Genomic DNA, 12,456 nt, shown 5'->3' on the forward strand with positions numbered 1-12,456 from the left:
CCCGGATGGACGACCGCCACGCTGCCGCCGCGCACCCCGCGCCCGCGCAGCCCTACCAGTACGTCCGCACACCCCTGGTGGAACCCGACTGGCGCCGGCTGCCCGGCTGGCGCGAGGTGACCGGGGCGCAGTGGCGCGACGCCCAGTGGCAGCGCGCCCACTGCGTCAAGAACACCCGCCAGCTGCGCGCCGTCGTCGGCGACTTGCTCACCCCCGAGTGCTACGCCCAACTCGACGCCGACCAGGCCGAGTTCGCGACCATGCCGCTGCTGGTACCACCGCAGATGCTCAACACCATGGCCGCGAACGCCCCGACCACCCCGGAGGAGTACACCGCCGCGTTCCTGGCCGACCCGGTCCGCCGCTACATGCTGCCGGTGCTCGCCGACCGGCTCCCGCACTGGCCCAGCCACCCCAAGGCCGAGCGCGACTCGCTGCACGAGGCCGAGATGTGGGTGACCGAGGGGCTCACCCACCGCTACCCCACCAAGGTGCTGGCCGAACTGGTCGCCACCTGCCCGCAGTACTGCGGCCACTGCACCCGGATGGACCTGGTCGGCACCTCCACGCCCCAGGTCGCCAAGACCCGTCTGACGCTGCGGCCGGAGCACCGCCAGGAGCAGATGCTCGACTACCTCAAGCGCACCCCGGCCGTGCGCGACGTGGTGGTCTCCGGCGGCGACCTCGCCAACGTGCCCTGGCCGCAGCTGGAGTCCTTCCTGCGCCGGCTGCTGGAGCTGGAGACGGTGCGCGACATCCGGCTCGCCAGCAAGGCGGTGGTCGGCCTGCCGCAGCACTGGCTGCAGCCGCGGGTGCTGGAGGGCGTGCACCGGATGGCCACGCTCGCCGCCGGCCGGGCCGTCAACCTCGCCGTGCACACCCACGCCAACCACGTCCGCTCGGTGACCCCGCTGGTAGCCGAGGCGGCCCGGGCGCTGCTCGACGCGGGCGTGCGGGACGTGCGCAACCAGGGCGTGCTGATGCGCCGGATCAACGACACCCCCGAGGACCTGCTGGACCTCTGCTTCGCCCTCCAGGGCGAGGCGAACATCCTGCCGTACTACTTCTACCTCTGCGACATGATCCCCAACGCCGAGCACTGGCGCACCAGCCTCCACCAGGCGCAGCGCCTGCAGGAGGCGATCATGGGCTACCTGCCCGGCTACGCCACCCCGCGCCTGGTCTGCGACGTGCCGCGGCTCGGCAAGCGCTGGGTGCACCAGGTGGTGGCCTACGACCGCGAGCGCGGCATCTCGTACTGGACGAAGAACTACCGCACCGGCCTGGAGGCCCGCGACGCGGGCGCCGCCCCGGCCGGGCACGACGCGCTGGACCGCCTCCACCCCTACTACGACCCGGTGGACACCCTCCCCGAGGCCGGCCGCCGCTGGTGGGCGGAGCGGGCCGGGCACCCCGCACCCCAGGAAGGAGCCGCACGGTGAACCCGTCCGCCCCGCAGGACCCCGCCCCGCACGACCCAGGCCCGCACGACCCAGGCCCGCTGCGCCGGATGTGCTGGATCTTCCCCGACCGCGAGTCCACCCGGACCACCGCGACCTGGCACCACTACTTCTGGGACCTCTACGCCGAGGTGGCCGAGGAGCTGGGCCTCACCTGGTGCCGGCACGCGCCGGACGCGGTCACCGTGGACGCCACCGACCCGGCCCGCCCGCTGGTGTACGTCGACGAGGAGCCGGTGACCCCGCAGGACACCCTGTTCATCACCGCGCTCTACTCGCTGCCGTACCAGTCGATGGACGTCTTCAACCAGTACGCGCTGTACGCGGTGCTGGAGCAGGCCGGCTTCTACCTGCCGTTCCCGCCGCACATCTCGCTGATCGGCAACGACAAGCTGGCCACCGTGCTGCACCTGGCCGGCTCCCCGGTCCCGCCGATCCCGTCGATCCGGATCGGCACCGGCCGGGACGTCGCCAAGCACCACTACGAGGTGGCGCTCGGCTCGCTGACCTACCCGGCGATCGTCAAGCCGGCCGGCTGGTGCGGCGGCGGCGGCATCAACCTGGCACGCGGCCCGGAGGACGTCCGCGGCCTGGCCAGCCTCGCCCAGGGCGGCGACACCACGCTGATCGCCCAGCCCTACCTCGGCGACGGCACCGTGGACTACCGCGTCTACGTGATCGACGGCAAGCCGTACGCGGCGCTGCGGCGGGTGCCCGAGCCCGGTTCGCCGGTGGCCAACGCCAGCCGCGGCGGCTCGATGGAGTTCCCGCCGGTACCGCCCGAACTCGCCGAGGCCACCGCCTACTTCGCCGAGAAGCTGGCGATCCCGTTCTTCTGCGTGGACTTCCTCTACGACGGCGAGCGGTACTGGTTCTCCGAGCTGGAGCCGGACGGCGTGATCGCCCCGGACTTCGACGACCCGGGCCGCACCCTGCAACGGGACATCACCCGGGCCCGCTTCACCGCCTACCGGGACGCCCACGCCAAGTGGCTCGCGAACCGCCCCCTGTCCCCCACCCTCCGATCGGACGCCCGATGACCGACGCCTTCTCCCTGCCACCCGAGGCGGCCGAGGCCCGACTGGCCGTCGCCACAAGGACGTTGGAGCTGCTGCGGACGGTGCCCGGGCTCGCCCCGCGCTACGCCGCGCACCCCGGCGGCCTGCGCACCCTGGACGAGCTGGCCGCCCTGCCGCCGCTGCTCAAGGACGAGCTGAACACCGCGCTCGCCCACCTGGAGCCGCGCAGCGCGACGGCCGCCACCTGGCTGTTCCAGAGCGGCGGCTCCACCGGCGCGCCCAAGGTCGGCTACGCGCCGACCGGCTTCTACATGGCCGGCGTCCAGGAGCACTGGCGGGCGCTGGACCGCGACGACGTGTTCGCCAACGCCTGGGGCGCGGGCCGGATGTGGGGCGCGCACTTCCTGGCCGCCGCGCTCGCCGACCGGGCCGGCTGCCGGGTGATCGCGCTCGGCTCGATCACCCGCGAGGAGTACCCGGACTGGCTGGGCTTCCTCGCCGACCGGGGCGTCACCGCGATCGGCGGCACCCCGAGCGTGCTGCGCCTGTGGTTCGCGCACGCCCGCGCCGCCGGCCTCAAGCTGCCCGCCCTGCACAAGGTGCTCTGGCTCGGCGAGGCCTGGCAGCCGCAGCTGGAGGAGGACCTCGCGGCCGTCGCACCGCAGGCCCGCCGCTGGGGCATGTTCGGCTCCACCGAGACCTGGGTGGTCGGCACCAATACGCCCGACTGCCCCGCCGACACCTTCCACCCGCTGCCCGACCAGCTGGTGCACGCGGGCCCGGACGGACTGCTGGACTTCACCACCCTCAACCCGGAGATGCTCAACCCGGTGCTGCGCTACCGCACCGGTGACGCGGGCGAGCTGACCGACTGCCCGTGCGGGCGCCCGGGCCGGGCGATGCGGGTGCTGGGGCGGCGCGACAACGTCGTCCAGGTGCGCGGCCTCGGCCTGCACGTGGACGAGCTGGTCGCCCGGGCCGAGCGCGAACCCGGCGTCTCCCGGGCCCAGGTGGTGATCACCGAGGACGGCGGCCGGGCCACCGGGGTGGACGTCCTGCTGCTGGCCGACCCGGACACGGCGGTGGACGCCGCCGCGCTGCGCGCCGAACTGCTCTCCGCCACCTTCACGTTGAGCACCGCCTTCCAGCACGACCCGGAGCACGTCACGGTCCGGGTGACGGACGCGCTGGTCAGCAACGACCGCACCGGCAAGACGGCCTCCCTGGTGGTGCGCGCGTCCACCGAGGCCGCGGCGGCCACCGACGGGGAGGCCTCGTGAAGCCGCGGCGCCCGGAGGACCTGGGGCGCGGCTTCAACCTGTTCTGGGCCGGCCAGACGGTCAGCGTGGTCGGCGACCGGATCACGGTGTTCGTCGTCCCCACCCTGATGATCTTCGTACTGCACGCCTCCGCGCTCCAGGTCGGCGTGGTGGCGATGGCCCAGTACCTCGGCATCCCGCTGCTCGGCCCGGTCGCGGGCGTGCTGGTCGACCGCTGGGACAAACGCCTCACCATGCTGGTCTGCGACCTGCTGCGGCTGGCCGCCGTCCTGGTGATCCCGCTCGCGTACTGGCTGGACTTCCTCTCCACCGCGCTGCTGTTCGGCTGCGTGGCGGTGATCAGCGGCGCGACCATCTTCTTCAACGTCGGTTATCTGATCGCCGTCCCCGCCGTGGTGCCCGAGGACCGGATGGTGCGCGCCTACTCCCGGCTGGAGGGCAGCAACTCGGTCTCCGAGGTGGCCGGGCCGTCGATCGCCGCCGGCCTGTACAGCGCGCTCGGGGTGGGCGCGCTGCTGGTGGACGCGGCCAGCTACCTGGTGTCCGCCGCCTGCTTCCGCTCGATGGGGCCGTGGGGCGAGCGGACCGTCGTCGAGGGCACCGTGTGGGAGCGGCTGACCGCGGGCTTCCGGATGAACTGGGCCGACCCGGTGCTGCGCCGGGTGGTGCTGGCGGCCGTCACGCTCAACTCCGGCGGGCCGGTCTTCGTCACGGTGCTGCCCGTGCTCGCCTACCGCGGCCTCGGCGTGTCGGTCGGCGTGCTCGGCGCGGCGATGTCGGTCGGCGCGGTGGGCGCGCTGATCGGCGCCGTGGTCGCCCCGCGGATCAGCGCGCGCCTCGGTCTGGGGCGGACGCTGGCCTGGTCGCTGCTGCTGCACTGCCTGGTCGGGCTGGGCGTGCTGGCCGCGCCCGCGCTGCCCGCCGGGCCGGTGATCGCGGTGACCATGGGCTGCTACGGCTTCTTCATGTCCTGCATCAACGTGTGCAGCGCGCCCACCCGGCAGTCGCGGATGTCCGCCGAGCACCAGGGCGTGATGCACGCGGCGTTCCGCACCGTCACCTGGGGCGTGATCCCGCTCGCCGCGCTGGTCGGCGGCCTGGCCGTGTCGGCGCTCACCGAGCCGCTGGGCATCCGGGACGCGGCCCGCTGGGTGATGGCCGGCGGCACGCTGCTGGCGGCCTGCTCCTTCCTGCCCGCGCTCGGCATCCAGCCCCGGATGGACGCCGCCGCCCGCGAGGAGCAGCAGCAGGCGGCGGACATCTCGGCGGAGCTGACGGAGAGCGCGTCATGAGCGGCGACGTCCTGCTGATCACCGGCTGCTCCTCGGGCATCGGCCTGGCGACCGCCGTGGCCGCCGCCCGCGCCGGGTTCACCACCGTCGCGACGCTGCGCGATCCGGCCCGCTCCGACGCCCTGCGCAAGGCCGCCGAGCAGGCCGGGGTCACCCTGGACGTCCGCCCGCTCGACGTCACCGACGCCGCCTCCGTCACCGCCTGCGTCGACGGCGTGGCCGCGGCGTACGGGCGGCTGGACGCGGTGGTCAACAACGCCGGGGTCTCCAACTTCGACCCCACCCTGGAGATGTCCACCGACGCCGCGCTGCGGGCCAACCTGGAGGTGAACTTCTTCGGCGTGATCGCCGTCAGCCGCGCCGCGCTGCCGCTGCTGCGCGCCTCCGGCGGGCGGCTGGTCAGCGTCGGCAGCGTGCACGGCGTGGTCGGCCAGCCGTTCAACGAGGCCTACTGCGCCGCCAAGTTCGCGGTCGAGGGCTTCATGGAGAGCCTGGCCCCGGTGGCCGCCGCGCACGGCGTGCGGGTCTCCGTCGTGGTGCCCGGCTTCGTGCCCGACACCGGGTTCGGGATCTTCCCCGACATCGACCGCCGCACCATCGCGGCGGCCTCCGGCCCGTACGCGCCGACCTTCGCCGACTACCTGGCCCAGGTCGCCGGCCAGGGCTGGGAGGCCGCCGGCCAGCCGGCCGCCGAGGTGGCCGAGGTGGTGGTGCGGACGCTGCGCGCCGAGCGCCCCGCCTTCCGCGTGCCCACCAACGCCTGGGCCGCCGACCATCTGGCCCACAAGCTCGCCGACCCCGACGGCTCGGCCGTCCAGGCCCTCGCCCGCGACTGGATCGGCCTTCCGGATTCTCACTGACACATCATCAGGAGCCCTGTCATGCCTGCCAAACCACTCCCCGAGCTGGTCGACTTCGCCCGCCGCAACTCCCCCTTCTACGCGGAGCTGTACCGCGACCTGCCGCCGCGGATCGAGCACCTCGCCCAGCTGCCGCTGATCGAGCAGACCGCCTTCTGGGCGGCCAACTCCTGGCCGGACAACCGCCTGCTCACCGGCCCGCTGACGGACGCCGGCGTCTACAAGACCGGCGGCACCTCCGGTGTCCCCAAGTTCTCCCCCTGGTCGCGCACCGAGCACACCGACTCGGTCAGCGCCTTCGGCGCGGGCCTGGTCCAGGCCGGCCTCAAGCCGGGCCACCGGGTCGCCAACCTGTTCTGGGCCGGCGAGCTGTACGGCGGGTTCCTCTACATCGAGAACGCCCTGCACCACGCGCCGGTCGAGAACGTCCGGCTGCCCGTCGGCGCCGCGCCCGAGGCGTACATCGCCGACCTGATCCACGACTTCGGCGTGGACGTGCTGGCCGGCGAGCCGATGAAGCTCAGCTCCGTCGCCGAGCACCTGGTCAAGGAGGGCAGGGTCGCCGAGCGGATCGAACTGCTGCTGTTCGGCGGGGACCTGCTCTTCGCGGACCTGCGCCCGATCCTCTCCCGGGCGTTCCCCAACGCGGCCGTCTCCTCGATCGGCTACGCCTCGGTGGACGCCGGCCTGGTCGGCGCGCCGGTGCCGGGGGACGACGTCCGGGTGCACGAGGCCTTCCCGAACCGGACGGTGGTGGAGCTGGTCGACGACACCACCGGCGAGCCGATCACCGAGCCCGGGACGCCCGGCCGGGTCGTGGTCACCAACCTGTTCCGCACCCTGATGCCGATCCTGCGCTACCCGACCGGCGACCGCGCCGAGTGGGTCGACGTGGAACGCGGGCGGTTCCGCCTGGTCGGCCGGTCCACCGAGGGCGCCCGGGTCGGCACGGTGGCGATGCCGACCGAGGAGATCCGGGCCGTCCTGCTCGCCCACGACCCGGAGCAGATCATCTCCGGCCTGCAGATGGTGCAGCGGCGCTGGGACGGCAAGGACGGACTGATCCTGCGGCTCGGGTACACCGAGGAGCCGCCGGCCGGGCTGGCCGAGCGGCTCGTCGAGGCGGTCTACCGGGCCCGCCCGCTCTACCCGGACGACGTGGCGGCCGGGGTGATCCACGACCTGGCGATCGAGTGGGTGCCGCGCTCGGAGCTGGTCACCAACCCGCGCACCGGCAAGCTCCAGCAGGTCATCGACGAGCGTCCGCCGGCCTGACCCGGGCGCCGCCCGGGCGGGTGTCCCCCGCCCGGGCGGACGTACCCGGCCCTCGTGGCCGTGCTCAGCCCGTGTGCGGCGCTCCGGCCAGCATCACACTCTGGCCGCGGAACTCCGCGATCACCTTTCCGGCCGCGTTGCGCACCGTCACGTCGTAGACGCCGGTGCGCCCGGAGCGGGTGCGCTCCACCGCCTCCGCGGTCAGTTCGTCCCCCACCGCCGCCGGCGCCAGGAACGTCACCTGCGCGCCCTGGGCGACCGTCACCGGGCCGTAGCTGTTGCAGGCGTAGGAGAAGGCCGCGTCGGCGAGCAGGAAGAGAAAGCCTCCGTGCGCGATGCCGTGGCCGTTCACCATCGCCGGGCCGACCGTCATCCGCATCACCGCGTGCCCGGTGGACACCTGGTCGAGCGCGATGCCGAGCCCCTGGCAGGTCCGGTCGCGCTGGTAGAGGGCGGCCATCCGGGACTGCGGCACGGAGGTCTCCGCCGACGCCCCGGAAGCCGCGACGGCCTCGGTGTCCACGCTCATGACGCCCTGCTTTCCCCGGGAACAGCCCGAAACGGTCGGTGTCGGTGTGCCGTGCGTGCGTATTGCACCCGCATTACACCGAGGCCCGCGACGGGCTGTCAACGGCCTTCGGACGTGGACGGAAAGTCGGTCGGGGGAACTCAGAGCAGCCGCTTGATGTCGCCCCGGGCGCGGTAGAACGAGCCGCTGCCGGACTCCAGCACCTCCGCCACCAGGTACCGCGCGCCCGGCACCCGGATGTCCTTCGGGAACTGCACCCGGCGCAGCGGGTCGAAGCCCGGCGACACCACCCGCACCCGCAGCCGGGCGCCGTCCTGCACGCACTCCACCTCGATGCCGCCCGTCGCCGCCGCCGACCCGACCGTCACCGACTCGATCGCGGCGCCGGCCACCGCCGCCGTCCAGCCGCTGCCGTCCACCTCGGCGGCCTGCGGCAGCCGGCCCTCCTCGGCCGCGCGCACCGCCTGCTCGCTCGCGTCCAGGCAGACCAGCGAACCGTCCGTGGTCACCAGGTAGAGCCGGCCGTCGCGGTACTGCATGCTGTACGCCGAGCCGCAGCCGGTGCCGAGCTTCCACAGCCGGGTGCCGTCGGCCGCGAAGCAGTACACCGAGGAGTGGTTGTCGCCCGCGAACACGTAGCGGCCGTCGGGCGAGGCCGCGCAGGAGAACACCGCGGCGTCGCAGCGGTAGCGGGCCGCCTCGGAGCCGTCCGCCTTGCGCAGCCGGTGCACCGAGCCGCGCGAGGTGCCGGCGAACACCTCGTCGCGCTCCTGCCAGCCGAACAGGACCGCGCCGTCGGTCCCGGTGTGCCACACCGGCGCGCCGCCGCGCGAGGCGTAGCGGGCCACGCCGCGCGAGTGGCCGTGGTAGACGCCGTCGGCGTCGCAGCGCACCATCCAGCCGTCGGTGCCCTCGGCCTTGCGGCGCCACTGGAACTCGTCCTCGTGGTCGACGGTGGTGATACCGCCGCGCGCGTCGGCCACGCCGAGCACGCCGTCGTGGATGTCCAGCCAGTAGATGTCGACGTCCTCGGCTATCTCGTACGCCACCCGCGGCACCTTGCCGCCCAGGTCGTACACCTTGCCGTCGTCGCAGCCGGCGTAGATCCACCAGTCGTCGGCGACGATGCACTTGACGCCGTCGGGCAGGCCGTAGCGGCCGGTCACCTCGCCGTCGTGGGTGAGGGTGTAGACGTCGCCGCGCTCGTTGCCGACCCAGGCGTGCTCCTCGCCGACGAAGATGCCGAACGCCGCCGCGCCGGAGCGGAACCGCCACAGCACCGGCGCCTGGCGGGCCGTCGAGCGGGTGCTGACGATCGCCCGGCGGGTCACCGCCCGGTGCTGCCGTACCCCGCGCACCGCCGGGGCGTAGCCCTTGCGGACCTTCTCGCCGATCTTCTTGGCGGCGGCCGAGGCGGCCTTCTCCGGGGAGGGATAGCTGGTGGTCCTGGTCTGGCCGCTCTCGCCGATCCGCCCGTAGGTGATGGTGACGGCCGCCCCGCTGACCAGGACCTCGTAGAACTTGTGCGCGCTGCCGCTGTCCTCGGAGAGCTCCAGGTAGGTCGACTGCGCGTCGGTGGCGGTGGCTGACATGGCGTGGGCCCCTTCCGGGCACGGCGTGGCGTGGGCCGCTGGGTGTCTCGGTATCCGGCGACACCTCAGAACCTAGCCGCCGGTACCGACAACGGCGTCGCCGGGCCCCGCGGGCGCGGAGTCTGCCCGAAGGGGCCTTCCGCCGGGTCCGCCGCTCTGGCAGCATCGTCCGCTATCCGGTCACCAGGCACCGGAAGCGGAGGGAGCCGACGGATGCGGGACCCGGCGCCGCCCTCCGGGCTCCCGACGCACCCCGCGCGCCCCGGCCGGCGGCCCGCGCGGTGGGTGCGCACCCGGCTGCGGGCCGCGCCCTGGACGGCACTGCTCAACGCCGTGCTGGTGTTCGCGGTCGTGCTGCTCGCCACCGGCCTGCCCCGGGGCGTCGACCGCGGCGAGGACGCCGCGCTGCGCGACTTCCTGCGCGACCGCGGCATCGGCGCGACCAGCCTGGTCACCACCGCCGGGCTCCGCCAGGGCGACGACTCCGCCGAACTGGACGCCGTCGCCGAGCGGCTGACCGCCCACACCGGCGGGGAGTTCCGCGTCTCGGCGAGCGGACCGGTCTACGGCGTGCAGGGCAGGCAGGCCCGGACCCTCACCGACCCGCAGCTGTCCCGGCCCGACGGCCCGTCCCCCAAGCTGTCCCTGCGCCACCTCGCCGGCCTCGCCGAGCACACCGCCCTCGCCGAGGGCCGGTGGCCCGCGCCCGTCCCCACCGACCGGCCGCTCCAGATCGTGGTGTCGCGGACGACCGCCGAGAAGCTCAACGTCCGGGTCGGCGACGTGCTGACGGCCGAACCCCTCCCCCTCGCCCCGCCGTCCCCCGGCACGGAGGTGGTCGGCACCTTCGACGTCCACGACGAGGCCGACCCGTACTGGACGGACCTCGCCTGTCTGACCAGGCCCTGCCTCAGGATCCCCGACACCTACGAGCGGCTGCGGCTGTGGGAGGCCACCGGTCTGACCAGCGGCGACGACCTGTCCGGCCTCCAGCGGTGGGCGGACGGCGGACAGCTCTCCTGGCGGCTGCCGGTCGACACCGACGTGCTGCGCGCCGACCGGCTGGCACCGGCCGCGCGGGAGCTCGCGAGCTATCTGACCGGCCCCACCGCCGTCCGGCTCGCCGCCGGGACCGGCCGCTCCGACCTGCACACCTTCTCCTCCCTGCCCGAGCTGTTCGACCTGGCCACCGCCCGCCGGGACGCCGCCGCGCCCCTCGCGGCGATCGGCCCGGCCGGGCTGTCCGGCGTCGTGGTGGTGGTGCTGTGCCTGGCCGCCGCGCTGGCCGCCGACCGGCGCGGCCCCGAACTCCTGCTGCTCCAGGCCCGCGGCGGCTCCCGCCGGGGCGTGCTGCGGCGGCTGCTCGGCGAGGGCGCGGCCCTCGTACTGCCCGGGGCGGCGGCCGGAACACTGCTCGCCCTCCTGCTGCTGCCCGCCCCGCGCTGGGGCTCCGCCGTGCTCGCCGGCACGGCGGCCGCCGCCTTCGCGCTGCTCGCCTTCCCGGCCCGCGCGCTCGTGCTGCTCCACCCGCGCGCCCGGGCCCGGCAGCGCGCGCGGGCCCTGCCGGGCGCGCGACGCGGCGGCCCACGCCGGGTGGTCGGCGAGTTCGCCGTACTCGCCGTCACCGCCGCCGCCGTGGCCGAGGTCCGCCGGCGCGGCGCCGCCCCGCCCGGCGCCGGGATCGACCCACTGCTCGTCGCCGCCCCGCTGCTGGTCGCGCTCTGCACCGGCCTGCTGCTCGCCCGGCTGCAGCCGCCCCTGCTCGGCGCACTCGCCCGGGCGGTCGGCCGGCGGCGCGGCGCCGTCGGTTTCCTCGGGCTCGCCGGAGCGGCACGCGGATCGGGTCGCTCGGGCGGCTCGGGCGGCTCGGGCGGCTCGGGCGGCTCGGGCGGGAACCCCCGCCCGACCGTCCTGCCGGTGCTCGCGCTGCTGCTCGCCGTCACCACCGCCGGGTTCGGCGCGAACCTGCTCAACGCCGTCGACGCCGGCCGCACCCGCGAGTCCCGCCTCGCCACCGGTGGTGACGTCATGGTGAGCGCGCCCAAGGGCTTCGGCCTGGCGGCCTCCTTCACCGAGGCGGCCGGCCGACTGCCCGGCGTCCGCGCCGCCACCGCCGTCACCCTGCTCACCGACGCGGCCGTGCTGCGCCCCGGACAGCGCCACCTCACCATCAGCCTGATCGTGGTCGACCCGCCGGCCTACGCCGAGATCTCCCGCTCCCTCGGCCGCGGCGCCTTCGACCCGGCCCGGCTCGCCGCCCCCGACGGCCCCGTCTGGCCGGCCGGGCGCGACGTCCCCGTCCCCGCCCTCTACTCCCGCGGCCTGGTCGAGCAGCTCGGCGGCCACGCCGGGGCCGAACGGATCTACCTGACCAGCACCGGCGAACTGCGCGCCCAGTACGCGGGCACCGTCGACGCCACCCCCGCGCTGCGCGACTCCACTCACCCCTTCATCGTCCTGCCCGCCGGCCCCGCCACCGCCCGGGTGCCCGAACTGGCGGACCACGGCCACTGGTTCGCCGTCGGCGACCCCGACGAGGCGGCCGTCCGACGGCTGCTGCACGACCAGCCGGTCCACCCCCTGCTCGCCGACACCGCCAGGCTGAGCGGCGTCCCCTACGTCGGCCCGCACCCCGAGTCCGTCCCGGACGGCTACCTGCTGAAGACCGCCGCCGGCCTCACCGCCGCGCTCGCCGACGACCCGCTGCAACGGGCCGCCGCCCGGGCCTTCCTGGCCACCACCGCCGGCGCGGGCGCCTTCGCCCTGCTGGCCGCCCTGCTCACCCTGCTGCGCGCCGCCCCCGACCGCGCCGCCGCCCTCGCCCGGCTGCGCACCATGGGCCTGCGCCCGCGCCAGGGCCTGGCCCTCATCCTGGTCGAGGCCCTGCCGCAGACCCTGCTCGCGGCGGCCGGCGGCGTCCTCGCCTCCCTGGCCGCCACCGCCCTGCTCGGCCCCGCCCTCGACCTGTCCGCGCTGCTCGGCACCCCCGTCCCGCCGGGCGTGCCGCTCCGCCCCGCCGCCGTGCTGCCCCCGGCCCTCGCCCTCACCGCCCTGGTCGCGGCCGGCGTCCTCACCGAGGCCCTGCTGACCGGCCGCCGCCAGGTGACCACCGACCTCCGGGTCGGCGACGCGCCCTGACGGCGGCGCCC

9 protein-coding genes are annotated in these 12,456 nt (G+C 75.1%); 7 read left to right on the top strand and 2 right to left on the bottom strand.

Features of this window, described 5'->3' with window-relative positions; genetic code table 11:
• The first annotated feature begins 5 nt into the window (after positions 1 to 5).
• From ABZW10_RS21055 to ABZW10_RS21080, 6 genes are read left to right on the top strand one after another with little or no spacing between them, the layout of a single operon-like run.
• Positions 6 to 1,442, top strand: a complete 1,437-nt coding sequence (locus ABZW10_RS21055) for a lysine 2,3-aminomutase (RefSeq protein ID WP_355367921.1) — start codon at positions 6 to 8, stop codon at positions 1,440 to 1,442.
• A complete protein-coding gene (locus ABZW10_RS21060) occupies positions 1,439 to 2,500 on the top strand; it encodes a hypothetical protein (protein ID WP_355367924.1) in 1,062 nt (353 codons plus the stop codon). Before ABZW10_RS21055 ends, ABZW10_RS21060 begins: the two co-directional genes overlap by 4 nt.
• Positions 2,497 to 3,759 carry an AMP-binding protein gene (locus ABZW10_RS21065; RefSeq protein WP_355367927.1) on the top strand — a complete coding sequence of 421 codons (1,263 nt, stop codon included), beginning with the start codon at positions 2,497 to 2,499 and terminating at the stop codon, positions 3,757 to 3,759. The genes ABZW10_RS21060 and ABZW10_RS21065 overlap by 4 nt, the downstream gene beginning before the upstream one ends.
• On the top strand, positions 3,756 to 5,051 hold the full coding sequence (locus ABZW10_RS21070; RefSeq protein WP_355367930.1) for an MFS transporter: 1,296 nt from the start codon (positions 3,756 to 3,758) through the stop codon (positions 5,049 to 5,051). Before ABZW10_RS21065 ends, ABZW10_RS21070 begins: the two co-directional genes overlap by 4 nt.
• Positions 5,048 to 5,911: an SDR family NAD(P)-dependent oxidoreductase gene (locus tag ABZW10_RS21075; RefSeq protein ID WP_355367932.1), complete on the top strand. Its 864-nt coding sequence runs from the start codon at positions 5,048 to 5,050 to the stop codon at positions 5,909 to 5,911. The genes ABZW10_RS21070 and ABZW10_RS21075 overlap by 4 nt, the downstream gene beginning before the upstream one ends.
• Positions 5,912 to 5,932: 21 nt before the next feature.
• Entirely contained in the window at positions 5,933 to 7,186 is a 1,254-nt protein-coding gene (locus ABZW10_RS21080) for a phenylacetate--CoA ligase family protein (RefSeq protein WP_355367935.1), read from the top strand.
• A 64-nt stretch (positions 7,187 to 7,250) separates the two neighbouring features.
• On the opposite strand, the gene paaI is transcribed toward ABZW10_RS21080, so the two are convergent.
• Positions 7,251 to 7,646, bottom strand: coding sequence for a hydroxyphenylacetyl-CoA thioesterase PaaI (paaI, locus tag ABZW10_RS21085; protein ID WP_355368132.1), 396 nt, complete (start codon positions 7,644 to 7,646; stop codon positions 7,251 to 7,253).
• Between the two features lie 209 nt (positions 7,647 to 7,855).
• Positions 7,856 to 9,307: a WGR domain-containing protein gene (locus tag ABZW10_RS21090; protein ID WP_355367938.1), complete on the bottom strand. Its 1,452-nt coding sequence runs from the start codon at positions 9,305 to 9,307 to the stop codon at positions 7,856 to 7,858.
• Positions 9,308 to 9,520: 213 nt separating this feature from the next.
• On the opposite strand from ABZW10_RS21090, the gene ABZW10_RS21095 reads away from it, so the two are divergent.
• A complete protein-coding gene (locus tag ABZW10_RS21095; RefSeq protein WP_355367940.1) occupies positions 9,521 to 12,445 on the top strand; it encodes a hypothetical protein in 2,925 nt (974 codons plus the stop codon).
• Positions 12,446 to 12,456 lie beyond the last annotated feature (11 nt).

The organism is Kitasatospora sp. NPDC004723, assembly GCF_040609255.1.
GTDB lineage: Bacteria > Actinomycetota > Actinomycetes > Streptomycetales > Streptomycetaceae > Kitasatospora.